We start from the raw sequence: 26917 nt of genomic DNA on the forward strand, positions 1-26917 counted from the left end.
GAGGATGTGGGGCGGGATGTGGCTGTGGTGGGGTCGTTGCGGCGTGGTGAGGGTGGGCTGGAGCGGTTCTGGCTGTCGTTGGGCGAGGCCTGGACCCGTGGCGTCGACGTCGACTGGGACGCCGTCTACGCGGGAACGGGTGCCCGACGCGTCGGCCTGCCCACCTACGCCTTCCAGCACCAGCACCTGTGGCCGCGGGCGGCCGAGCCCGACGCCGGTCACGAACCGTTGCCGTCCGACGCCGTCGACGCCCGGTTCTGGGAAGCCGTCGAACGCGAGGACCTGGAATCGCTCGCCGGAACACTGGAGTTCGGGAGCGACGAGGAACTCTCCTCGCTGAACGCCCTGTTGCCCGCGCTCTCCTCCTGGCGCAAGCAGGCGCGCGAGCGGTCCGCACTGGACGGCTGGCGCTACCGCGTGACCTGGAAGCAACTGACCGAGAGCCGGTCCGTGCGTCTGTCCGGCACCTGGCTGCTCGTCGTCCCGGAGTCCGCGCTCGTCGACGACTGGGCGCTCGGCGCGGTGCGCACACTGACGGAGCACGGTGCCGACGTGCGACAGCTCACGTTGACCTCCGTGGAACTGGACCGGGAATCGATCACCCGCAGGGTGCGCGAGGAAGTGGACGGTGCCACGCCGGTCGCCGGAGTCCTCTCGCTGCTGGCCTTCGACGAGCAGACGGCCCCGGGCACCGACAACGTCACCGCCGGACTCACCGGTTCCGCCGCGCTGATCCAGGCGCTGGGCGACGCCGGGGTCGACGTGCCGCTGTGGTGCGCCACCCGCGGCGCCGTCTCCGTCGGCCGCTCCGACCGGACGGACAACCCGGCGCAGGCACTCGCCTGGGGCCTGGGCCGCACCGCCGCCCTGGAGTACCCGGAACGCTGGGGCGGTCTTGTCGACCTGCCGCGGGCGGCCGACGAACGGGCACTGGCCCGGCTGGTCACGGTCCTGGCCGGGGCCGAGGAGGAGGACCAGGTCGCGATCCGCGCCGCGGGCGTCCTCGCCCGCCGGCTGAGTCGCGCACCGCTGGCCGACGCCCCGCCCGTGCGGGAGTGGCGGCCGTCGGGGACGACGCTGGTGACCGGGGGCACGGGTGCGCTGGGTGCGCAGGTGGCGCGTTGGCTGGCCCGGAACGGTGCCGAGCACCTGTTGCTCACCAGCCGTCGGGGCCCGGACGCTCCCGGCGCCGCCGAACTGCGCGAGGAACTGACCGGACTGGGCGCCGAGGTGACCGTCGCCGCCTGTGACGTGGCCGACCGCAAGGCCGTCGAGTCGCTGCTCGACGCCGTCCCGGCCGACCGGCCGCTCACCGCCGTCGTGCACACCGCCGGTGTCCTCGACGACGGCGTACTCGACGCTTTGACACCGCGGCGGTTCGCGACGGTGCTCGGCCCCAAGGCCGACGCCGCCCGCCACCTGCACGAACTCACCCGGCACCTCGACCTGTCCGCGTTCGTCCTGTTCTCCGGCATTGCGGGCACACTCGGCGACGCCGGACAGGGCAACTACGCGGCTGCCAACGCCTATCTGGACGCGCTGGCCGAGCAGCGCCGGGCCGACGGACTTCCGGCGACCTCGGTGGCCTGGGGCCGCTGGGGCGACACCGGCCTCGCCGCCGGCGGCGCCATCGGCGAACGGCTCGACCGGGGCGGCGTGCCCGCCATGGCACCCGACTCGGCCATCCGGGCGCTCCAGCAGGCCCTGGACCACACCGACACCGTCGTGGCCGTCGCCGACATCCAGTGGGAACGCTTCGTCCACGGCTACACCGCGGTGCGGCCCAGCCCGTTCATCGCCGACCTGCCCGAGGTCAGGCGGATGACGGACAGCGGCCCGGCAGGGGGCGGCGACAGCGGTGCCGTCGCGGACCCGGCGTCCGTGCTGCGGCAGAAGCTGGCGGGAATGTCCCTGGCCGAGCAGAACCTCACCGTCCTGGAACTGGTGCGCACCAACGCCGCCGCCGCGCTCGGGCACTCCTCCACCGAAGAGGTCGGCGCGGGCCGGGCGTTCAAGGAACTGGGCTTCGACTCGCTCATCGCACTCGAAATGCGCAACAGGCTCGGCGCGGCCACCGGCAGGAAGCTTCCGGCCACGCTGGTCTTCGACTATCCGACCCCGGCCGTCCTCGCCGAGTTCCTGCGGGCCGAGATCACGCAGGACGGCGGCGCGGCGGCCGCACCGGGCATCGCGGAGCTGGAGAAGCTCGAATCCGCGCTCTCGGTGCTCGACCCGGCCGCCGAGGACAACGAGACCCGGGCGGACATCGCCGCCCGGCTCCAGGCCCTGACGGCCAGGTGGGAGGCGCCGGGCACACGCACGGCGGAGGCCACCGGCGACACAGTGACGGAAAAGCTGCAAGAGGCAACGCCCGATGAGGTCTTCGACTTCATCGAGAAAGAACTCGGAATCTAGGGATCCAGTGCTGTGACCGGCGTATTTGCCCGACGGGGCGAACACCGCCGGGAGGGGTACCGGGGTCCGCGGGCGCAAGGTTTGTGACGAGAAGCATGGGTGAGATTCCAATGGCGGATCAGGACAAGATCCTCGACTACCTCAAGCGGGTAACTGCTGATCTGCACCAGACGCGGCAGCGTCTGCGCGAGGTCGAGTCGCAGGAGCCTGAGCCGATCGCGATCGTCGGCATGAGCTGCCGCTTCCCCGGAGGCGTCAGGTCGCCGGAGGATCTGTGGGAGCTGGTGGCCTCGGGCGGCGACGCCATCGCGGACTTCCCCACGGACCGCGGCTGGGACGTGGAGTCGCTCTTCGACGCCGACCCCGACCAACAGGGCACCAGCTACACCGACAAGGGCGGATTCCTCGACGGTGCAGGTGAGTTCGACGCCGCGTTCTTCGGGATCTCGCCGCGCGAGACCCTGGGCATGGACCCCCAGCAGCGGCTGTTGCTGGAGACCGCCTGGGAGACGTTCGAGCGGGCCGGGATCGACCCCGCCACGCTGCGCGGCAGCAAGGCCGGGGTGTTCATCGGCACCAACGGCCAGGACTACCCGGAGCTGATGCACCGGCTGCCGCAGGGCGTCGAGCAGTACCTGCTGACCGGCAACGCGGCGAGCGTCATCTCGGGCCGCATCTCCTACACCTTCGGCCTGGAGGGCCCGGCGCTCACCGTCGACACGGCGTGCTCCTCGTCGCTGGTGGCCCTGCATCTCGCCGTCCAGGCGCTGCGCAACGACGAATGCACCATGGCACTCACCGGCGGTGTCACCGTGATGAACAGCCCGCGGGCGTTCATCAACTTCAGCCGCCAGCGGGGCCTGGCCCCCGACGGGCGCTGCAAGGCGTTCGCCGACGGGGCCGACGGCACCGGCTGGGGCGAGGGTGTCGGCATGCTCCTCGTGGAGCGGCTGTCCGACGCGCGGAAGAACGGTCACCCGGTCCTGGCGATCGTCCGCGGCTCGGCGATCAACCAGGACGGCGCCAGCAACGGGCTCACCGCGCCCAACGGGCCGTCCCAGCAGCGGGTCATCCGCCAGGCCCTCACCGACGCCCGGCTCACCCCCGCCCAGGTGGACGCCGTCGAGGCGCACGGCACCGGCACCAGCCTCGGCGACCCGATCGAGGCGCAGGCACTGCTCGCCACCTACGGCCAGAACCGCCCCGAGGGCAGGCCGCTGTGGCTGGGCTCGGTGAAGTCGAACTTCGGCCACACCCAGGCCGCCGCCGGTGTCGCCGGGATCATCAAGATGGTCAAGGCCATCGAGCACGGCGTGATCCCCAAGACGCTCCACGTCGACGCGCCCTCGCGGGACGTCGACTGGGAGGCGGGCGCCGTCGAGCTGCTGGCCGAGGCCGTCGACTGGCCGGAGACCGGTCAGCCGCGCCGCGCCGGAATCTCGTCCTTCGGTGTGTCCGGCACCAACGCCCACACCGTCATCGAGCAGGCCCCCGCCGAGGACCGGGCCGCCGCGGAGAACTCCCCGGCGCGCTGGTCCGGGCTCGGCGGACTGATACCTCTGCTGGTCTCAGGGCAGAGCGCGCAGGCGCTCCGCGCCCAGGCCGAGCGGCTCGCCGCCCACCTCGACGCCACCCCAGCACCGAACCTCACCGACCTCGGTCACTCGCTGGCCACCACCCGGGCCTCCCTCGACCACCGTGCCGTCCTCCTCACCACCGACGGCGGGAACAGGGACGAACTGGGGGACCTGCTGACCGCGCTGGCCACCGGGGGCACCTCCGCCGACCTGGTCCGCGGCCAGGTCGGCGAGGGCAAGACGGCGTTCCTGTTCGCCGGGCAGGGCAGCCAGCGGGCCGGCATGGGCCGTGAGCTGTACGCGGCCGTCCCGGCCTTCGCCGAGGCGCTCGACGCGGTCTGCGCGGAACTGGACCCGTACCTCGAACAGCCGCTGCGCGACGTCATGTTCGACGCCGACTCCACCCTGCTGGACCGGACCGGCTACACCCAGCCCGCGCTCTTCGCCATCGAGGTCGCGCTGTTCCGGCTGCTGGAGGGCTGGGGCGTCCGGCCCGACTTCGTCGTCGGCCACTCCATCGGTGAGCTTGCCGCCGCCCACGTCTCGGGTGTCTTCTCCCTCGCGGACGCGGCGAAGCTGGTGGCGGCCCGGGGCCGCCTGATGGAAGAGCTGCCGTCCGGTGGGGCGATGGTGGCGGTGCAGGCGTCGGAGGACGAGGTGGCGCCGCTGCTGACCGAGGGCGTCAGCATCGCGGCGCTCAACGGCCCGCGGTCCGTCGTCGTCGCGGGCGACGAGGAAGCCGCCCTCGCGATCGCCGCCAGGTTCGAGGAACAGGGCCGCAAGACCAAGCGGCTGACGGTCAGTCACGCCTTCCACTCGTCCCGCATGGACGGCATGCTCGACGCCTTCCGGGACATCGCCCAGGGCATCGACCACCGACCGCCGGTCATCCCGATCATCTCCAACCTCACCGGTTCCTCCGTCTCCGCCACCGAGATCTGCACCCCCGACCACTGGGTGCGGCACGTACGCGAGGCGGTCCGCTTCCACGACGGGATCGCCCGCCTCCAGGAGTTCGGCGTCTCCACCTACGTGGAACTCGGCCCCGGCGGTGTCCTCACCGCCATGGCGCAGGACTGCGTCACCTCCGAAACCGCGGCCTTCGTGCCGCTGCTGCGTGCCGACCGCCCCGAGGCCAGGGCCCTGACCACCGCCCTGGCACAGGCCCACACGCACGGCGTCGACATCGACTGGACCGCCGTCTTCGCCGGCTCCGGCGGCCGTCGCGTGGAACTGCCCACCTACGCCTTCCAGCGCGAGCTGTACTGGCCCGAGCCCGCCGGCCCGTGGACCGGTGACGTCACCGCCGCCGGACTCGGCTCCGCCGACCACCCGCTGCTCGGCGCCGCCGTCTCCCTCGCCGACGCCGCCGGATTCCTGTTCACCGGGCGGCTCTCGCTCGCCACCCATCCCTGGCTCGCCGACCACGGCGTGATGGACACGGTGCTGCTGCCCGGCACCGCCTTCGTGGAACTCGCCGTCCGGGCCGGTGACCACGCGGGCTGCGACGTCCTCGAAGAGCTCACCCTCGAAGCGCCGCTGGTGCTGCCCCCGCAGGGCGGTGTGCAGCTCCAGGTGACCGTGGGCGCCCCCGACGGCTCCGGCCGCCGCTCGCTGACCCTGCACTCCCGCCCGGAGGAGTCCGCCGACGGCACCGGCTGGGGCGAGGGCGAATGGACCCGGCACGCCACCGGAGTCCTCACCACCGGCGCCGCCGTCCCCGCCGCCGACCTCGCCGCCTGGCCCCCCGCCGGCGCCACCGAGGTCCCCGTCGACGGCCTCTACGACTGGCTCGCCGAAACCGGCTTCGCCTACGGCCCGGTCTTCCAGGGACTCAGGGCCGCCTGGCAGCACGGCGACGACGTCTACGCCGAGGTCCGCCTCCCGGAGAGCGCCCACGAGGAGGCCGGCCTGTTCGGCCTGCATCCGGCGCTCCTGGACGCGGCCCTGCACGGCGTCGGCATCGGCTCGCTGCTGGAACCCACCGAACACGGACGGCTGCCGTTCTCCTGGAGCGGGGTGGCGCTGCACGCCATCGGCGCCACCGCGTTGCGCGTGCGCCTGTCACCCGCCGGGCAGGACACCGTCTCCGTCCTGGTGACCGACGAGAGCGGCGTGCCGGTCGCCTCCGTCGACGCGCTGCTGCTGCGCCCCGTCTCCCCCGAACAGGTGCACGCCGCCCGCTCCACCTTCCACGACTCCCTGTTCCGCGTCGAGTGGACCCCGGCGCCGGTCCCGGCCGCCACCACCGTCGCCGCCGGACAGTGGGCACTGCTGGGCGACACGCCGGCACCCGAACTGACCGCCGCACTGCCCACCGCCGCCACCTACCCCGGCCTCCCCGCGCTCGCCGAGGCCGTCGCCGCCGGCACCCCCCTTCCGCAAGCCGTCGTGGTGCCGTTCCTCGGCCCCGGCACGGACACCGAGGACCCGTCCGAGCCCACCGCCGCCGTACGGGCCGCGCTGCACCGCACCCTCGCGCTGGCTCAGGACTGGCTCGCCGACGCCCGGTTCACCGGCTCCCGGCTGGTCGTCACCACCCGCAACGCCGTCGCCACCACCGCCACCGCGGACGTCGACGACCTCGCGCACGCGCCACTGTGGGGCCTGCTGCGCTCCGCACAGACCGAGAACCCCGACCGCTTCGTCCTGCTGGACGTGGACGGCCGCGACGAGTCGTACCGGGCCCTGCCCACCGCCCTCGCCTCCGACGAACCCCAACTCGCCGTCCGCGCCGGATCCGTGGTCGTCCCGCGACTCGCCCGCGTCGCCGCCGACCCCGCACACACCGCCCCCGTCCTCGACCCCCGGGGCACCGCCCTGGTCACCGGCGCCACCGGCACCCTGGGCGGCCTGGTCGCCCGCCACCTGGTCGCCGAGCACGGGATACGGAACCTGCTGCTCCTCAGCCGCCGCGGCACCGCCGCCCGGGGCGCCGACGGACTCGTCGCCGAACTCCGCGAACTCGGCGCCGAGGTCACCCTCGCCGCCTGCGACGTGGCCGACCGGGAGGCGCTGGCCGCCGTCCTCGCCACCGTCCCGGCGGAGCATCCGCTGACCGCCGTGGTGCACACCGCCGGCGTACTGGACGACGGCGTGTTCGACTCGCTCACCCCCGAGCGCATCGACCGGGTACTGCCGCCGAAGACCGACGGCGCGCTCCACCTGCACGAGCTGACCCGCGAGCTGGACCTCGCCGCGTTCGTGCTGTTCTCCGCCGCCGCAGGCACCCTCGGCGGCCCCGGCCAGGCCAACTACGCCGCCGCCAACGCCTTCCTGGACGCCCTCGCCCAGCACCGCCGCGCCCGGGGACTGCCCGCCACCGCCCTCGCCTGGGGCCTGTGGGCCGAGCGCAGCGGCATGACCGGGGACCTCGACGACACCGACATCCGCCGCATCACCAGCGCCGGGGTCGCCGCTCTCTCCTCCGAGGACGGCCTGACCCTGCTGGACACCGCGCTGGCCGTGGGCGACCCCGCCCTCGTACCCATGCACCTCGACCTGGCGCCGCTGCGCCGGGCCACCGAGGCGAGCCAGGTGCCCGCGATCCTGCGCGGCCTGGTGCGCCTGCCCGGCCGCAGGGTCGTCGAGACGGGCGGCGCCGCCCCCGTCGGCGGGCTCGCCGAGCGCCTGCTCGGCCTGCCCGTGCCCGAACGCGATCAGTTCCTGCTGGAACTCGTCCGCACCCAGGTCGCCGCCGTGCTCGGCTACGCCGGGCCCGAGGCCGTCGACGCGAGCCGCGCCTTCAAGGAACTGGGCTTCGACTCGCTCACCGCCGTCGAACTGCGCAACCGCATCGGCGCCGTGACCTCCGTCCGGCTCCCGGCCACCCTCGTCTTCGACTACCCGACCCCCACCGCCCTCGCCGGCTTCCTGCGTACCGAGATCCTCGGGGACGACGCCGACAACGCGGCCCCCGCGACGGTCACCGCCCTCGCCGACGACGAACCGATCGCCATCGTCGGCATGAGCTGCCGCTACCCGGGCGGGGTCACCAGCCCCGAGGAGCTGTGGCAGTTCGTCCTCGGCGCGGGCGACGCCATCTCCGGATTCCCGACCGACCGCGGCTGGCAACTCGACGGACTCCAGAGCGACGACCGGGGCGCCGCGGGCACCAGCGCCACCATCGAGGGCGGATTCCTCTACGACGCGGGCGACTTCGACCCGGACTTCTTCGGGATCAACCCGCGCGAGGCCCTGGCCATGGACCCGCACCAGCGGCTGCTGCTGGAAACCTCCTGGGAGGTCTTCGAACGCGCCGGAATCGACCCGGCCTCGGTACGCGGCAGCCGGACCGGTGTGTTCGCGGGCGTCATGTACCACGACTACCTGTCCCGGCTGACCGCGCTGCCCGAGGGCCTGGAGGGCTACCTGGGCACTGGTACCGCGGGCAGCGTCGCCTCCGGCCGCATCGCCTACACCTTCGGGCTGGAGGGCCCGGCGGTCACCATCGACACGGCGTGCTCGTCGTCGCTGGTGGCGCTGCACCTCGCGGCGCAGGCGCTGCGCAACGGCGAGTGCACGATGGCGCTGGCCGGTGGTGTGACCGTGATGGCCACCCCGGACACCTTCATCGACTTCAGCCGCCAGGGCGGCCTCTCCACCAGCGGCCGTTGCAAGTCCTTCGCCGCGTCGGCGGACGGCACGGGCTGGTCCGAGGGCGCGGGCATGCTCCTCGTGGAACGCCTCAGCGACGCCCGGAGGAACGGTCACCCCGTCCTCGCCGTGGTGCGCGGCACGGCGGTGAACCAGGACGGCGCGAGCAACGGCCTGACCGCCCCGAACGGCCCCTCCCAGCAGCGCGTCATCCGGCAGGCGCTGGCCAACGCGGGCGTCTCCGCCGCCGAGGTCGACGCCGTGGAGGCGCACGGCACGGGGACGACGCTGGGCGACCCGATCGAGGCGCAGGCGCTGCTGGCCACCTACGGCAGGGAGAAGTCCGGGGACCTGCCCCTGCTGCTGGGCTCCATCAAGTCGAACCTCGGCCACACCCAGGCCGCCGCAGGTGTGGCGGGCATCATCAAGATGGTCATGGCGATGCGCCACGGTGTGCTGCCGCAGACCCTGCACGTGGACGAGCCGTCGCCGCACGTCGACTGGGAGGCGGGCGCGGTCTCGCTGCTGACCGAGTCGGTGGCCTGGCCGGAGACCGGCCACCCGCGCCGTGCCGGGATCTCGTCCTTCGGTGTGTCCGGTACCAACGCGCACACCATCATCGAGCAGGCTCCGGAGCCGGAGGCCGTCGCGGAAGTTGCCCCGGACGGGCCGTCGCGCGAGACCGGTGTGCTGCCGTGGGCGCTGTCCGGCAGGAGCGCGGAGGCACTGCGTGCCCAGGCCGGGCGGCTGCTCGCGCACGTCGAGCACTTCCCCGGACAGCGGCCCCTCGACCTCGGCCACTCGCTGGCGACCACCCGGACCGCCCTCGACCACCGTGCGGTGGTCGTCGGCCGGGACCGCGACGCTCTGGTCGCGGGCCTGGAGGCACTGGCACGCGGCGAGTCCGCCTCGAACCTGGTCGAAGGCCCGGTCGCCGAGGGAAGCTCGGCGTTCCTGTTCACGGGGCAGGGGAGTCAGCGTCCGGGCATGGGGCGTGAACTGTACGAGGCCCTCCCCGCGTTCGCCACGGCCCTGGACGCGGTCTGCGACGAGCTCGACCAGCACCTGGAACAGCCGCTGAAGCCGGTGCTGTTCGGTGACGACGCCGACACACTGAACCGGACGGGGTTCACCCAGCCCGCGTTGTTCGCGGTCGAGGTGGCGTTGTTCCGGCTGCTCGAAGGCTGGGGCCTGCGTCCCGACTTCCTCTCCGGGCACTCGATCGGTGAGCTGGCCGCCGCCCATGTGGCCGGTGTGCTGTCCCTCCCCGATGCGGCGCGACTGGTGGCGGCCCGGGGCCGGTTGATGGAGGAACTGCCCGCCGGTGGGGCGATGATCGCGGTGCAGGCGTCGGAGGACGAGGTGGCGCCGCTGCTGACCGGGGGTGTCAGCATCGCCGCGCTGAACGGTCCGCGGTCCGTCGTGATCGCTGGTGATGAGGACGCGGCTCTCGCGATCGCGGCAGGTTTCGAGGCGCGTGGGCGCAAGACGAAGCGGCTGACGGTCTCGCACGCGTTCCACTCGCCCCGCATGGACGGGATGCTCGACGCCTTCCGTCAGGTGGCGGAGACACTGACCTACGAGGCGCCGCGCATTCCGATCGTCTCGAACCTGACCGGTGACCTGGTCTCCGCCGAGGAGATCACCGACCCCGGCTTCTGGGTGCGGCACGTCCGCGAGGCCGTCCGCTTCCTCGACGGCGTCCGCGCCCTGGAGGCGCAGGGCGTCACGACCTTCGTCGAGCTGGGCCCCGACGGCGTACTGACCGCGATGGCGCAGGACTGCGTCACCGGGGACGACGCGTCGTTCGCCGCGGCGCTGCGTGCCGGCCGCCCCGAGCCGGAGGCGCTGGTCGCCGCCGTCGCCCGGGCCCACACCCGCGGTGCGGCGGTGGACTGGGACGCGTTCTTCGCCGGGACCGGCGCCGCGCACGTCGAACTGCCGACGTACGCCTTCCAGCGGAAGCGGTACTGGCTGCGGTCGCCCGCGGGCGCCGTGGGCGACGTGGAGTCGGCGGGCCTGGGCCGCGCCGACCACCCGCTGCTCGGCGCGGCCGTCCCGCTGGCCGACTCCGACGGATTCCTGTTCACCGGACGGCTGTCGCTGGAGACCCACCCATGGTTGGCCGACCACGCCGTCATGGGCACCGTGCTGCTGCCCGGCACCGCGTTCGTGGAACTCGCCGTCCGGGCGGGCGACCAGGTCGGCTGCGACCGGCTGGACGAACTGACCATCGAGGCGCCGCTGATCCTCCCCGAGCACGGCGCCCTCCAGCTCCAGATCATGGTCGGTGCCCCCCTCGACGCGGGTCACCGCACGGTCGAGCTGTACTCGCGGGCGCGGGACGCCGCCGTCGAGGAGCCATGGACCCGGCACGCCACCGGCGTACTCACCACCGGTGCCCCGCAGCCGTCGTTCGACCTCGCCGCATGGCCGCCGCCCGGCGCCGAGGCCGCCGCCGTCGAGGGCCTCTACGAGCACCTGGCCCAGGGCGGTTTCGCCTACGGACCCGTCTTCCAGGGGCTGAAGGCCGCCTGGCTGCGCGGCGACGAGGTGTTCGCCGAGGTCGAACTCCCCGAGGACCGGCGGTCCGAGGCCGCCGCGTTCGGGCTCCACCCGGCGCTGCTGGACGCCGCACTGCACGCCACCTTCGCCCGGAAGGGCGGCGACGAACAGGGAAGGCTGCCGTTCTCCTGGAACGGTGTGTCGCTCCACGCGGTCGGCGCGGGCACCCTGCGGGTCCACCTGAGCCCGGTGGGCGCCGACGGGGTGTCCCTGGAACTGGCGGACGCCACCGGCGCGCCGGTGGCCGTCGTGGAACACCTGGCGCTGCGACCGGTCGCGGCCGGTTCGCTCGGCGGGCGCACCGCCGCCCACCACGAATCGCTGTTCCGGCTCGACTGGGCGACCGTGCCGACGCCCGCCGCGTCCACGGACTCCGTGTCGTGGGCGGTGCTGGACGGCGACGGGTCCGCCGCACCGGTGGCGGGAGCGACCGTCCACGCCGACGTGGACGCCCTCGCCGCGGCCGTCGAGAACGGCGCCGAGGCACCCGCGTTCGTCCTGGCGCACCTCCCCGCACGGCCCGTCGCCGACGACGAGGTGACCGAGGCCGTCCACACCGCCGTGCGGGACGCGCTCGTGCTGGTGCAGCGGTGGCTGGCGGACGACCGTTTCGCCGACTCCCGTCTCGTCCTGGTCACCCGGGGCGCGGTCGCCACCCAGAGCGACGCCGGGGTGCACGACCTCGCGCACGCCCCGGTGTGGGGACTCGTGCGTTCGGCTCAGTCGGAGAACCCGGACCGGCTGGTGCTGGCCGACCTCGACGACGGCACCACCGACGACGACCTGGCCGCCGCCCTCGCCTCCGGCGAACCGCAGTTCGCGCTGCGCCGCGGCACCGTGCACGCCCCCCGGCTGGCACGCGTCGCCTCCGCCGGAGCCATGGTCCCGCCGGCCGACGAACCCGCCTGGCGGCTGGACATCCTGGACAAGGGCACGCTGGAGAACCTGACCCTGCTGCCGACCCCGGAGGCCACCGCCCCGCTGGAGCCCGGACAGGTACGGGTCGCGGTCCGCGCGGCGGGCGTGAACTTCCGCGACGTGCTCAACGCCCTGGGCATGTACCCCGGTGACGCCGGGCTGATGGGCAGCGAGGGCGCCGGTGTGGTCCTGGAGACCGGACCCGGCGTCACCGACCTCGCCCCCGGCGACCGCGTCATGGGCATGCTGCCCGGCGGCTTCGGACCCCTGGTGGTCGTCGACCGCCGCATGATCGCCCCGATGCCGGGCGGCTGGACGTTCGCCGAGGCGGCGTCCGTGCCGATCGTCTTCATGACCGCGTACTACGCCCTGCGCGACCTGGCCGACCTGCGGGGCGGCGAATCGCTCCTGGTCCACGCCGCCGCCGGCGGTGTCGGCATGGCGGCCGTGCAACTCGCCCGGCACTGGGGCGTGGACGTCTTCGCCACCGCCAGCCCCGGCAAGTGGGGAACCCTGCGCTCGCTGGGCCTCGCCGACGACCGCATCGCCTCCTCCCGCGACCTCGCCTTCGAGGAGAAGTTCCGCGAGGCCAGCGACGGCCGCGGCGTCGATGTCGTCCTCGACTCGCTGGCACGCGAGTTCGTGGACGCCTCGCTGCGGCTGCTGCCGCGCGGCGGCCGGTTCGTCGAGATGGGCAAGACCGACGTCCGGCTGCCGGAAGAGGTCGCCGCCGCCTGCCCGGGCGTCACCTACCAGGCGTTCGACCTGACCGAGGCCGGTCTCGACCGCATCCAGGAGATGCTCCGCGAACTCCTGGAGCTGTTCGACCGCGGCGCCCTGACCACACCGCCGATCACCGCGTGGGACGTCCGGCAGGCCCCGGACGCCTTCCGCTACCTCAGCCAGGCCCGGCACATCGGCAAGGTGGTACTGACCGTGCCCGCCGCCTGGAACCCGGACGGCACCGTCCTGATCACCGGCGGCACCGGCACCCTCGGCGGCCTGGTCGCCCGGCACGCCGTCACCGAGCGCGGCGCCCGGCACCTGCTGCTCACCAGCCGCCGCGGCGAACGCGCCGCGGGCGCCGCCGAACTCGCCGCCGAACTGCGCGAGCTGGGCGCCGAGGTGACCGTCGCCGCCTGCGACGCCGCCGACCGGGAGGCGCTGGCCGCCGTCCTCGCCGCCGTCCCGGCCGAGCACCCGCTCACCGCGGTCGTGCACACCGCCGGTGTGCTGGACGACGGCGTCGTCGGCTCGCTGACCCCGGAGAGGCTGGCGAAGGTACTGCGCCCGAAGGTGGACGCCGCCGTCAACCTGCACGAACTGACCAGCGACCAGGACCTCGCCGACTTCGTGCTGTTCTCCTCCGCCGCCGGAACCTTCGGCGGCGCGGGCCAGGCCAACTACGCCGCCGCCAACTCCTTCCTGGATGCCCTGGCCCGGCACCGGCACACCCGGGGCCTCGCCGCCACCTCGCTGGCCTGGGGCCTGTGGGCCGAGGCCAGCGGCATGACCGGCGAACTCGACGTGACCGACAAGTCGCGGATGAGCCGGTCCGGCGTGCTCGGACTGTCCTCGGACGAGGGCCTTGCCCTGTTCGACGCCGCCCACCGGGTGGGCGAGGCGCTCCTGGTACCCATGCAGCTCGATCTGGCGCCGCTGGCCGGCGCCCCCGTCGGCATGGTGCCCGCCCTGCTGCGCGGCCTCGTGCGCGGCGGCACCACCCGGCGCACCGCCGAGACGGGCACCGGCACCGACGCCGCCTCGCTGCTGGAGCGGCTGGTCCGGCTGCCCGAGGCGGAGCGCGACGCGGCCCTGCTGGAACTTGTGCGCACCCAGGTGGCCGTCGTCCTCGGCCACGACTCGCCCGACGCGGTCGAGGCGAGCCGGGCGTTCAAGGACCTCGGCTTCGACTCGCTGACCGCCGTCGAGTTCCGCAACCGGCTCGGCGCCGCCGCCGGGCTGCGCCTCCCGGCCACCCTGGTCTTCGACTACCCGTCGCCGACCGCCCTGGCCGGCTACCTCCGCGACGAACTGCTCGGCTCCGCGGCGGCTGCCGCCCAGCCGGAGCGCACCGGCACGGGCGGCGGCACCGACGCCGACGACGACCCGATCGCGATCGTCGCGATGAGCTGCCGCTTCCCCGGCGACGTCCGCACCCCCGAGGACCTGTGGGAGCTGCTCGCCGAGGGCCGTGACGGCATGTCCCACCTGCCGACGGAACGCGGCTGGGACACCGACGGGCTCTACGACCCCGACCCCGACCGGCCCGGCACCTCCTACGCCCGCGAAGGCGGCTTCTTCTACGACGCCCACCACTTCGACCCGGAGTTCTTCGGGATCAACCCGCGCGAGGCGCTGGCCATGGACCCGCAGCAGCGGCTGCTGCTGGAAACGAGCTGGGAGGCGTTCGAACGGGCCGGAATCGACCCGGTGGGGCTGCGCGGCGGACAGGTCGGCGTGTTCGTGGGCCAGATGCACAACGACTACGTGTCGCGGCTCCGGACATTCCCCGAGGGCGTCGAGGGGTACCTCGGTACCGGCGGCTCCAGCTCCATCGCGTCCGGCCGGGTGTCGTACACCTTCGGATTCGAGGGCCCTGCGGTCACCGTCGACACCGCCTGTTCCTCGTCGCTGGTGGCGCTGCACCTCGCGGCGCAGGCACTGCGCAACGGCGAGTGCACCCTGGCGCTGGCCGGCGGCGTCACCATCATCACCACACCCACCGTGTTCACCGAGTTCAGCCGCCAGCGCGGTCTCGCCGCGAACGGCCGGTGCAAGCCGTTCGCCGCCGCCGCCGACGGCACGGCCTGGGGCGAGGGCGTCGGCATGCTGCTCGTCGAGCGCCTCTCGGACGCCCGCAGGAACGGGCACGAGGTGCTGGCCGTCGTGCGCGGCACGGCGGTCAACCAGGACGGTGCGAGCAACGGCCTGACCGCGCCGAACGGCCCCTCCCAGCAGCGCGTCATCCGGCAGGCCCTCGCCAACGCCGGACTGTCGGCGTCCGAGGTCGACGCGGTCGAGGCGCACGGCACGGGCACCACCCTGGGCGACCCCATCGAGGCACAGGCGCTGCTCGCCACCTACGGGCAGGACCGCCCCGACGACCAGCCGCTCTACCTCGGTTCCATCAAGTCCAACTTCGGCCACACCCAGGCCGCCGCCGGAGTCGCGGGCGTCATCAAGATGGTGCTGGCGATGCGGCACGGCCTGCTGCCGCGGTCCCTGCACGTCGACGCGCCCTCCCCGCACGTCGACTGGGAGGCGGGCGCCGTCGAACTGCTGGCCGAGTCCCGGCCGTGGCCCCGCACCGGACGGACCCGCCGGGCCGGTGTGTCCTCCTTCGGCATGAGCGGCACCAACGCCCACGCCATCATCGAGCAGGCCCCGGCCGACGACACCGCCGCCGACGAACCGGCGACCCGGGAACCCGGCGTACTGCCGTGGGTGATCTCCGCGAAGGACCCCGAGGCGCTGCGCGCCCAGGGCGCACGCCTGCTGGCCCATGTACGGGGCGCCGGGCGCCCGGCCGCCGTCGCCGACATCGGCAACGCACTGGTCACCGGCCGCTCCTCCTTCGAGCACCGCGCCGTCGTCGTGGCCCGGGAACGGGACGGTTTCCTGGCAGGCCTGGAAGCACTCGCCGAGGGGCGCCCCGCCGCGACCCTGGTCCAGGGACACGTCACCGACGGCAGGACGGCGTTCCTGTTCACCGGCCAGGGCAGCCAGCGGCTCGGCATGGGCCGCGAACTCTACGAGGCGTTCCCCGTCTTCGCCCGGGCCCTGGACGCGGTCTGCGCCCACCTGGACGGACACCTGGAACGGCCGCTGAAGGACGTGCTGTTCGGCGACGACGCCGAGGAACTGAACCGGACCGGATTCACCCAGCCCGCGCTGTTCGCCGTCGAGGTCGCGCTGTACCGGCTCACCGAGTCCTGGGGACTGAGGGCCGACGTCCTGTCCGGGCACTCCATCGGCGAGCTCGCCGCCGCCCACGCGGCGGGTGTGCTGTCCCTGGCGGACGCCGCCAAGCTGGTGGCGGCCCGCGGACGGCTCATGCAGGAACTCCCCGCGGGCGGCGCCATGATCGCCCTCCAGGCGTCCGAGGACGAGGTGACGCCGCTGACCGGCAAGCGGGTCGGCATCGCCGCGGTCAACGGCCCGACGTCCGTGGTGATCGCGGGCGACGAGGACGCGGCACTGGAGATCGCCGAAACCCTCGCGGCGCGGGGCCGCAAGACCAAGCGGCTCACCGTCAGCCACGCCTTCCACTCGCCGCACATGGACGGCATGCTGGACGCCTTCCGCCAGATCGCCGAGGGCCTGAGCTACGCGGCGCCCCGGATCCCGGTCGTCTCCGGCCTCACCGGCGCCGTGGTCCCCGCCGAGGAGATCGCCACCGCCGACTTCTGGGTGCGGCACGTCCGTGAGGCTGTCCGTTTCCTCGACGCGGCCCGGACCCTGGAGGCGCAGGGCGTCACCACGTTCGTGGAGCTGGGCCCGGACGGGGTGCTCACCGCCATGGCACAGGACTGCGTCACCGGCGACGGGCTGTCCTTCGTCGCCGCCCTGCGCTCCGGCCGCCCCGAGCCCGAGACCTTCGTGACCGCGCTCGGCGGCGCCCACGTCCGGGGCGCGACCCCGGACTGGGCGGCCCTGTTCGCCGGAACGGGCGCCCGGCGCGCGGAGCTGCCGACCTACGCCTTCCAGCGCCGGCCGTTCTGGCTGTCGAACGGTCCGGACGGCGGCGACGCCTCCTCGATCGGCCTGCACGCCGCCGACCACCCGCTGCTCGGCGCGGCCCTGGAACTTCCCGACTCCGACGGCGTCGCCTTCACCGGGCGGCTCTCCCTCGCCACCCACCCCTGGCTCGCCGACCACGCCGTGATGGGCACGGTCCTGCTGCCGGGCACCGCCTTCGTGGAGCTGGCGCTCCGCGCCGGCGAGCACGTCGGCTGCGACCGGCTGGACGAACTCACCCTGGAAGCACCGCTGATCCTGCCCGAGCGGGGCGGTGTGCAGCTGCGGCTGTCGCTCGCCGCCGACGAGGCAGGCCGCCGGGCGCTGACGCTGCACTCCCGCGCGGAGAACGCCCCGGCCGACGAGCCGTGGCTGCGGCACGCCACCGGCGCACTGACCGCGGGCGACACCGCGGAGCCCACGTTCGACCTGGGCCAGTGGCCGCCGACGGACGCGGAACGCATCGCGACCGACGGCCTGTACGAGGGCCTCGCCGACTCCGGCTTCGGCTACGGTCCGGTCTTCCAGGGGCTCACGGCCGCCTGGAGGCGCGGCGACGAGGTGTTCGCCGAGGTGCGGCTGCCCGACGAGGCGGTGTCCGACGCGAAGACCTTCGGACTGCACCCCGCCCTGCTGGACGCGGCACTTCACGCCCTGGGGCTCGCCGCCGCCGGGAGCGGCGGAGGGGGCAGGCTGCCGTTCTCCTGGACCGGAGTCTCGCTGCACGCCGTCGGCGCCTCCGCGCTGCGGATCCGGCTGACCACGGCGGACAACGGCACGGTGGCCCTGGAACTCGCCGACGCGGCAGGCTCCCCGGTGGCCTCGGTGGAGGGTCTCGCGCTGCGCACGGTGGCGCCGGAGCAGCTCGGCACCGGTACCGGAGGCGGCCCGAAGGACGCGCTGTTCCGGGTCGAGTGGACGCCCGTCGCGACGCGCGGCGGTGCCGTGGCGGCCGACCGGTGGGCGGCCGTGGGCACCGACGTGCTCGGGCTCACCGCCCACCCGGACCTGACCGCGCTGGCCGCCGCGACGGAAGCGGGCGGGACGCCACCGGAGTACGTGCTCGTGGTGCCCGGCCCGCTCGGCGGCGACGACGTGGCCGCCGAGACGCACACGGTCTCGGCGGGACTGCTGGACGTGGTGCGGGGCTGGCAGGCCGACGAGCGGTTCGGCGACGCCAGACTGGTCGTACTGACCTCCCGCTCGGTGATCGCCGCCGACGGCGACTCGATGGCGCACCCGGCCGGTGCCGCGGCGCTCGGCCTGGCACGGACCGCCCAGCAGGAGAACCCGGACCGCATCGTCCTGGTGGACACCGACGGCCGGGGCGACCCGCGCACGGCGCTCGCCGCGGCGCTGGCCGCGGACGAGCCCCAGGTGGCCGTCCGTGACGGTGTGGTCCTGGCACCGCGGCTGGCCCGTACGACGGCCGGAACGGAGACCGCGGCCCCGGACACCGATGCCACCGCCCCGGACACCGGGGGCACGACGCTGATCACCGGAGCGAGCGGCATGCTGGGCGGTCTGCTGGCCCGGCACCTGGTCGCCGAGCACGGGGTGCGCCACCTGCTGCTGGTCGGCCGCCGGGGCCAGGACGCCCCCGGCGCCGCCGCCCTCGGCACCGAACTCGCCGCCGCGGGCGCGACCGTGACGTGGGCGGCCTGCGACGTCGCCGACCGGGAGGCGCTGGCCGCCGTGCTGGACGCGATCCCCGCCGACCACCCGCTGACCGGCATCGTGCACACCGCCGGTGTGCTGGACGACGGGGTGATCGGCTCCCTCACACCGGACCGACTCGCCCGGGTGTTCCGCCCCAAGGTCGACGCGGCCTGGAACCTGCACGAACTGACCCGGGACCGTGACCTCTCCACGTTCGTCCTGTTCTCCTCCGCCGCCGGTGTGTTCGGCGGCGCGGGCCAGGGCAACTACGCCGCCGCCAACTCCTTCCTGGACGCGCTGGCCCAGCACCGCCGGGACAACGGCCTGGCCGCCACCTCCCTCGCCTGGGGCCTGTGGTCCGAGGGCGGCATGGGCGGTGCGCTGGACGAGGCGGAGACCGCCCGGATCCGGCGCGGCGGCATCGTCGCGCTCACCGCCGAACAGGGCCTGCGACTGTTCGACGCCGCCGTCCGGACCGGCGAACCGGTACTGGTCCCGATGCCGCTGGACCTCGCCGCGCTGCGCGCCCTGGCGGGCGGCGGCATGCTGCCGCCGCTCTTCCGCGGCCTGGTCCGGGTGCCGGTGCGCCGCGCCACCGAGTCCGCCGCCGCGGCGGCGGCCGGAGCCGACGCGCTGCTGCGGCGACTGGCCGGGCTCACCGTCCCCGAGCGGGACGAGGCACTGGCGGAACTCGTCTGCGCGCAAGTGGCGGTCGTGCTCGGCTACCCCGGGCCCGAAGCGGTCGACCCGGCACGCTCGTTCAGCGAGGTGGGCTTCGACTCGCTCACCGCGGTCGAACTGCGCAACCGCCTCGGCGCGGCCACCGGCGTACGGCTCCCGGCCACGCTGATCTTCGACTACCCGACGGTCAACGCACTTGTCCAGTTCCTGCGCGACGAACTCGTGCCGGACGGCGCGGGCACGGTCACCCCGTTGCTCGCCGAACTGGACCGGCTGGAGGCGTCACTCGTGGGAGCCGCCCCGGACGACGAGGGCCGTACCAGGATCACCGCACGACTCCAGGCCCTGCTGGCCAGGTGGAGCGACGACCGAGGGCCGGAGGACGGCGCCGACGTCACCGACGAGATCGAATCGGCGACCGACGACGACCTCTTCGAATTCATCGGCAAGGAATTCGGGATCTCGTGACTGTGACCGCGACCGTGACCGGCATGAGCGCCCCGACCGCGCGGCGGAGCCGCCCGTCGGACGAACCGGATTCCTCGAAGGGGAACGCACGAAATGAATGAGGAAAAGCTCCGTTACTTTCTCAAGCGGGTGACGGCCGACCTGCACGAGACCCGCCGCCGCCTCCAGGAGGTGGAGTCGGGGAACCAGGAGCCGATCGCGATCGTCGGCATGAGCTGCCGCTACCCGGGCGGCATCGAGTCGCCCGAGGACCTGTGGCGACTGGTGTCCGGGGGCGGGGACGGAATCTCCGAGTTCCCCACCGACCGCGGCTGGGACATCGAGCGGCTCTTCAACGACGACCCGGACGACGCGGGCACCAGCTACGTCCGCGAGGGCGGGTTCCTGCACGACGCCAACTACTTCGATCCGGCGTTCTTCGGAATCAGCCCGCGCGAGGCGCTGGCCATGGACCCGCAGCAGCGGCTGCTGCTGGAGACCTCCTGGGAGGCGTTCGAACGCGCCGGGATCGACGCGACGACCGTGCGCGGCAGCCGCACCGGCGTGTTCGCCGGTGTGATGTACCACGACTACGCCTCCCGGCTGCGTGCCGTGCCGCCCGGCGTCGAGGGCTACCTCGGCACCGGAGGCTCCAGCTCCATCGCCTCGGGCCGGGTCGCGTACACCTTCGGGCTGGAGGGCCCGGCGGTCACCGTCGACACCGCCTGCTCGTCGTCGCTGGTGACCCTGCACATGGCCATGCAGGCGCTGCGCAACGGCGAGTGCGCCCTGGCGCTGGCCGGCGGCGTCACCGTGATGTCCACCCCGGGCACGTTCACCGAGTTCAGCCGCCAGCGCGGGCTGTCCTTCGACGGCCGTTGCAAGTCCTTCGCAGCCGCCGCCGACGGCACCGGCTGGTCCGAGGGCGCCGGCATGCTCCTCGTGGAGCGGCTGTCCGACGCCCGCAGGAACGGCCACCGGGTACTTGCCGTCGTGCGGGGCTCGGCCGTCAACCAGGACGGCGCGAGCAACGGCCTGACCGCCCCCAACGGACCGTCCCAGCAGCGCGTCATCCGCCAGGCCCTGGCCGGTGCCCGGCTGACGTCCGACCAGATCGACGTCGTCGAGGCGCACGGCACCGGGACGAAACTGGGCGACCCGATCGAGGCGCAGGCGCTGCTCGCCACCTACGGCAAGGAACGCCCCGCCGACCGTCCGCTGTTCCTCGGCTCCATCAAGTCGAACATCGGCCACACCCAGGCCGCCGCCGGTGTCGCGGCCATCATCAAGATGGTCAAGGCCATCGAGCACGGCACACTGCCCAAGTCCCTGCACATCGACCGGCCCAGCCCGCACATCGACTGGGAGGCGGGCGCCGTCTCGCTGCTGACCGAGGCGGTGGAGTGGCCGGAGACCGGCCGCCCGCGCCGGGCCGCCGTCTCCTCCTTCGGGATCAGCGGCACCAACGCCCACCTGATCATCGAGCAGGCCCCGGAGCCGGACGAGGCAGCGGACGAGGACGCCCCCGAGGACGCGGACACGCGACCCGCGGAGCGCCGGACCCTGTCGCTGCTGCCCTGGGTCCTCTCCGCCAGGGGCGAGGACGCCCTGCGGGCCCAGGCCGCCCGGCTGCACGCCCACGTCACCGCCCGCCCCGAACTGGACGCGCTCTCCGTCGGCCACTCGTTGGCCACCACCCGAAGCGCTCTGGAGAACCGGGCGGCCGTGGTCGCCGGTGACCGGGGCGACTTCCTGGACCGGCTCGCCGCGCTGGCCGCGGGCGAGCCCGCCACCGGACTGGTCCTGGGCACCGAGGGCCGCGGCAAGGTGGCGTTCCTGTTCACCGGCCAGGGCAGCCAGCGGCTCGGCATGGGCCGCGAACTGTACGACACCCACCCCGCGTTCGCGCGGGCCCTGGACGCCGTCTGCGCCGAACTGGATCCCCGTCTGGAACGGCCGCTGAAGGACGTGCTGTTCGGCGACGACGCCGGGGAACTGAACCGGACCGGATTCACCCAGCCCGCGCTGTTCGCCGTCGAGGTCGCGCTGTACCGCCTCATCGAGTCCTGGGGCCTGAAGCCCGACCTGCTGGCCGGCCATTCCATCGGCGAGATCGCCGCCGCCCACGTCGCCGGGGTGTTCTCCCTCGCCGACGCCGCCCTGCTGGTGGCCGCACGCGGCAGGCTGATGCAGCGGCTCCCCGCCGGTGGCGCGATGATCGCGGTGGAGGCGTCGGAGGAGGAGGTGCTGCCGCTGCTGACCGAGGGCGTGGGCATCGCGGCCCTCAACGGTCCGTCGTCCGTGGTCATCGCGGGTGACGAGGAAGCGGCGGTCGCGATCGCCGACGCCTTCGAGGAGCGGGGCCGCAGGACGAAGCGGCTCACCGTCAGCCACGCCTTCCACTCGCCCCGCATGACCCCGATGCTCGACGCCTTCCGCAAGGTCGCCGAGCGGCTGACGTACGCACCCCCGCAGACCCCCGTCGTCTCCGGCCTCACCGGTGCCGTCGCACCCGCGGCCGAGATCGCCACCGCCGACTACTGGGTGCGGCACGTCCGTGAGGCCGTCCGTTTCCTCGACGCGGCCCGGACCCTGGAGGCGCAGGGCGTCACCACGTTCGTGGAGCTGGGCCCGGACGGGGTGCTCACCGCCATGGCACAGGACTGCGTCACCGGCGACGGGCTGTCCTTCGTCGCCGCCCTGCGCTCCGGCCGCCCCGAGCCCGAAGCCCTGACCACCGCCCTCGCCACCCTGCACGTCGGCGGCGTCGCCCCGGACTGGGAGCTCTACTACGCCGGTACCGGCGCGGAGCGCGTCGAACTGCCCACCTACGCCTTCCAGCGCGAGCACTACTGGCTGGACGCCGGAACCGCCTACGGCACCGTCGGCTCGGCCGGTCTCGGCCCGGCCGACCACCCGCTGCTCGGCGCCGCCGTGTCACTTGCCGACGCCGACGGCTTCCTGTTCACCGGGCGGCTCTCGCTCGCCACCCATCCCTGGCTCGCCGAACACTTCGTGATGGGCTCCGTACTGCTGCCCGGTACCGCCTTCGTGGAACTCGCCGTGCGGGCCGGTGGCCGGGTCGATTGCGAAACCGTCGACGAACTCACCCTGGAATCCCCGCTGATCCTGCCCGAACAGGGCGCGGTGGACCTCCAGATCACCGTCGGCGCCCCGGACGCCGACGGCTGCCGCCCGGTGGCCTTCCACTCCCGCGCCGAGGACGCCGCGGACCACGAACCATGGCTGCGGCACGCCACCGGCGCCCTGCGGGCGGGCGAGGACCGGCCGGCCGCGTTCGACCTGAGCGACTGGCCCCCGCAGGGTGCCGAACCCGTCGAGACCTCGGGCCTGTACGAGGGCCTGGCCCGGGCCGGATTCGACTACGGCCCGTCCTTCCGGGGTCTGCGGGCCGCCTGGCGCCGGAACGGCGAGGTCTTCGCCGAGGTCGCGCTGGCGGAAGGCGCCGAACCGGACGCCGGGCTGTTCGACCTGCACCCGGCGCTGCTGGACGCGGTGCTCCACGGCATCGGGCTGAGCGACCTCGTCGAGAACACCGGTCAGGGCCAACTTCCCTTCTCCTGGAACGGGGTGGCCATTCACTCGGTCGGCGCCGACGCCGTGCGGGTGCGGCTCTCCGCCGCCGGGAACGGCACGGTGGCCCTGCAACTCGCCGATGTCACGGGCGCCCCGGTGGCCTCCGTGGCACGGCTCGCGCTGCGCTCGGTCGCGCCGGAACACCTGGGCACCGGCGGCACGGGTGGAGTTGTCAAGGACGCGCTGTTCCGCGTCGACTGGACGGACGTCCCGACCCCGCCGGCCGACACCACCGGTGCCACCCGGTGGGCGTCGCTCGGCACGGACGTCCCGGGTCCGGACGCCACCGGCGTCGCGGTCGACGCCCACCCGGACCTGACAACGCTCGCCGAGTCCGGTGACATCCCGGAGTACGTCGTCGTCACACCGGCCGCCGACGGCGCCGAGGGCCTCGTCACCGCCGCCCACCGGGTCGCCGAGGACACCCTGACACTCATCCAGCAATGGCTCGCCGACGCCAGGTTCGAGGCGTCCCGACTCGTGGTGCTGACCTCGGGCGCGGTGGCGGCCGGGGCGGGCGAGCCGGTCACCGATCCGGCCGGGGCCACGGCGCGCGGCCTCGTGCGTTCCGCACAGTCGGAGAACCCCGGCCGCCTGGTCCTCGTCGACATCGACGACCACCCCGACTCGCTGCGCGCGCTGCCCGCCGCACTCGAATGCGGCGAGCAGGAGATCGCGATCCGTGCGGGCGTGACGAAGGCCCCGCGGCTCGGCCGGGCCGCCGTCGGCGCCGAGGACACCGTCATCGACCCCGAGGGTACGGTGCTGGTCACGGGTGCGAGCGGCACCTTGGGCGGTCTGTTCGCCCGGCATCTGGTGGTCGAGCGCGGTGCGCGTCGGCTGGTGCTGGTGAGCCGGCGTGGTGCCGAGGCGCCAGGAACTTCCGAACTCGCCGCAGAACTCGGCGAGTTGGGTGCCGAGGTGGTGTGGGCGGCCTGCGACGCGGCTGATCGCGAGTCGCTGGCGGGGGTGCTCGCCGGGATTCCGGCGGAGCACCCGTTGACCGCGGTCGTGCACGTCGCGGGTGTGCTGGACGACGGCGTGATCGGGTCGCTCACACCGGAGCGTCTGTCGCGGGTGCTGCGTCCGAAGGTGGACGCGGCGTGGAACCTGCACGAGCTGACCGAGGGCCTCGACCTGTCGGCGTTCGTGCTGTTCTCCTCGGCGGCCGGTGTCTTCGGTGGTGCGGGGCAGGCCAACTACGCGGCGGCCAACGCCTTCCTGGACGCCCTCGCCCAGCACCGCAGGGCCCGGGGGCTCGCCGGATCCTCACTGGCCTGGGGCCTGTGGGCGGAGCCCGGTGGCATGGCCGGTGAACTGGACGAGGCCGAGACCGCCCGGCTGCGGCGCGGCGGCATCGTCGCGCTCGCGGCCGAGCAGGGCCTGGAACTCTTCGACGCCGCCACCCGCACCGACGAGGCGCTGCTGGTGCCGATGCCGCTGGACCTGGCGGCACTGCGCGCCCAGGCGAGCGTCGGCATGCTGCCTCCGCTCTTCCGCGGCCTGGTCCGGGTACCTCCGAGGCGCGCGGCCCAGGGAACGGCCACCGCACCGTCCGGCACGCTCGGCCGACAACTCGCCGGTGCCTCCGAGGCGGACGCGGACCGCATCGTCCAGGACCTGGTCCGTGTCCACGTCGCCGCCGTCCTCGGCTACACCGGGCCGGAGGAGGTCGATCCGCAACGCGCCTTCAGCGAGGTCGGTTTCGACTCGCTCACCGCGGTCGAACTGCGCAACCGCCTCGGCGCGGCCACCGGCGCACGGCTCCCCGCCACACTGATCTTCGACTACCCGACCCCCGCCGCGCTCGCGCGACACCTGCGCGACGAGGCACGGGGCGGCCGGGACGAGGCCGCCGCACAGATCGCCGCGACCTCCGTGGGCGACGACGAGCCCATCGCCATCGTCGCGATGAGCTGCCGCTACCCCGGCGGGGTGCGCACCCCCGAGGACCTGTGGACGCTCGTCACCGAGGGCCGCGACGCCATCTCCGACATGCCCACCGACCGCGGCTGGGACATCGAGGGGCTGTACGACGACGACCCGGACGCACAGGGCACCAGCTATGCCCGCAACGGCGGGTTCCTGCACGACGCCCACCACTTCGACCCGGTCTTCTTCGGCATCTCGCCGCGCGAGGCGCTGGCCATGGACCCGCAGCAACGGCTGCTGCTGGAGACCACCTGGGAGGCGTTCGAGCGGGCCGGCATCGACCCGGCGAACGCGCGCGGCAGCCGGACCGGCGTCTACACCGGCGTCATGTACAACGACTACGGCACCCTGCTGCACCGGGCGCCCGACGGTCTCGAAGGCTATATGGGCACCGCCAGCTCCGGCAGTGTCGCCTCGGGCCGGGTCTCGTACACCTTCGGCCTGGAGGGCCCGGCGGTCACCGTCGACACCGCCTGTTCGTCGTCGCTGGTGACCCTGCACATGGCGGTGCAGGCGCTGCGCTCCGGAGAGTGCGAACTCGCCCTGGCGGGCGGGGTGACCGTGATGGCCACCCCCGGCACCTTCGTGGCCTTCAGCAAGCAGCGCGGCCTGGCCACCGACGGCCGCTGCAAGCCCTTCGCGGCAGCAGCCGACGGCACCGCCTGGGGCGAGGGTGTCGGCATGCTCCTCGTGGAGCGGCTGTCAGACGCGCGGAAGAACGGCCACCCGGTGCTGGCGATCGTCCGTGGCTCGGCCGTCAACCAGGACGGCGCCAGCAACGGCCTGACGGCGCCGAACGGTCCGTCGCAGCAGCGGGTCATCCGCCAGGCGCTCGTCAACGCCCGCCTCACCACCGCCGATGTGGACATGGTCGAGGCGCACGGCACGGGGACGACGCTCGGCGACCCGATCGAGGCGCAGGCGCTGCTGGCCACCTACGGCCAGGAACGGCCGGAGGACAACCCGCTCCGACTGGGTTCGGTGAAGTCGAACTTCGGCCACACCCAGGCCGCCGCCGGTGTCGCGGGCATCATCAAGACGGTCAAGGCCATCGAGCACGGCGTCATGCCCAGGACGCTGCACGTCGACGAGCCCTCGCCGCACGTGGACTGGTCCGCGGGCGCGGTCTCGTTGCTGACCGAGCCGGTGGAGTGGCCGGAGACCGGCCGCCCCCGCCGGGCCGCCGTGTCCTCCTTCGGCATCAGCGGCACCAACGCCCACACCATCATCGAGCAGGCCCCGGCCGAGGAGCCCGCCCCCGCCGAGAAGCCGGTGGCGGCTCCCGGCGTGCTGCCCTGGGTCCTCTCCGGCAGGAGCCCTGCCGCGCTGCGCGACCAGGCCGCGAAACTTGCCGCCGTGCTGGAGGCCGATGCGGACCTCCGCCCGGCCGACATCGGCCACTCGCTGGCCACCACCCGCGCGGTGCACGACGAGCGCGCACTGCTGGTGGCGGCGGACCGGGACGGAGGTGTCCGCGCCCTGACCGCTCTTGCCACCGGTCAGGACCACCCCCACCTGGCACAGGGCAGCGGCACGGCCGGCAGAACCGCCTTCGTGTTCCCGGGTCAGGGGTCGCAGTGGGTGGGGATGGCGGTGGGGTTGTTGGATGCTTCGCCGGTGTTCGCGGCGCGTATGGGGGAGTGTGGGGTTGCTCTGGCGGAGTTCACCGACTGGTCGTTGGTGGACGTTCTGCGCGGGGTGGAGGGTGCGCCGTCGCTGGAGCGGGTGGATGTGGTGCAGCCGGTGTTGTTCTCGGTGATGGTGTCGTTGGCGGAGTTGTGGCGTTCGGT

3 protein-coding genes are annotated in these 26917 nt (G+C 73.9%); all 3 read left to right on the forward strand.

Annotated elements, in window-relative coordinates:
• Positions 1-2415 (forward strand): SDR family NAD(P)-dependent oxidoreductase (locus ACF1CT_RS36885; RefSeq protein ID WP_391788410.1); only part of this gene is annotated, 2415 nt, incomplete at its 5' end.
• 110 nt (positions 2416-2525) lie between these two features.
• Positions 2526-19619 (forward strand): SDR family NAD(P)-dependent oxidoreductase, encoded by a 17094-nt coding sequence (locus ACF1CT_RS36890; RefSeq protein ID WP_391788412.1) that lies wholly within the window; start codon positions 2526-2528, stop codon positions 19617-19619.
• Positions 19620-19712: 93 nt separating this feature from the next.
• A partial coding sequence (locus ACF1CT_RS36895; protein WP_391788411.1) for a type I polyketide synthase occupies positions 19713-26917 on the forward strand: 7205 nt, incomplete at its 3' end.

The sequence above is a fragment of the Streptomyces sp. NPDC014734 genome, from assembly GCF_043083325.1.
In the GTDB taxonomy this organism is placed as follows: Bacteria; Actinomycetota; Actinomycetes; order Streptomycetales; family Streptomycetaceae; genus Streptomyces.

Coding starts and splice junctions, on each gene's coding strand:
- ACF1CT_RS36890 (WP_391788412.1), top strand. CDS start 2,526: ATGGCGGATCAGGACAAGATCCTCGACTACCTCAAGCGGGTAACTGCT.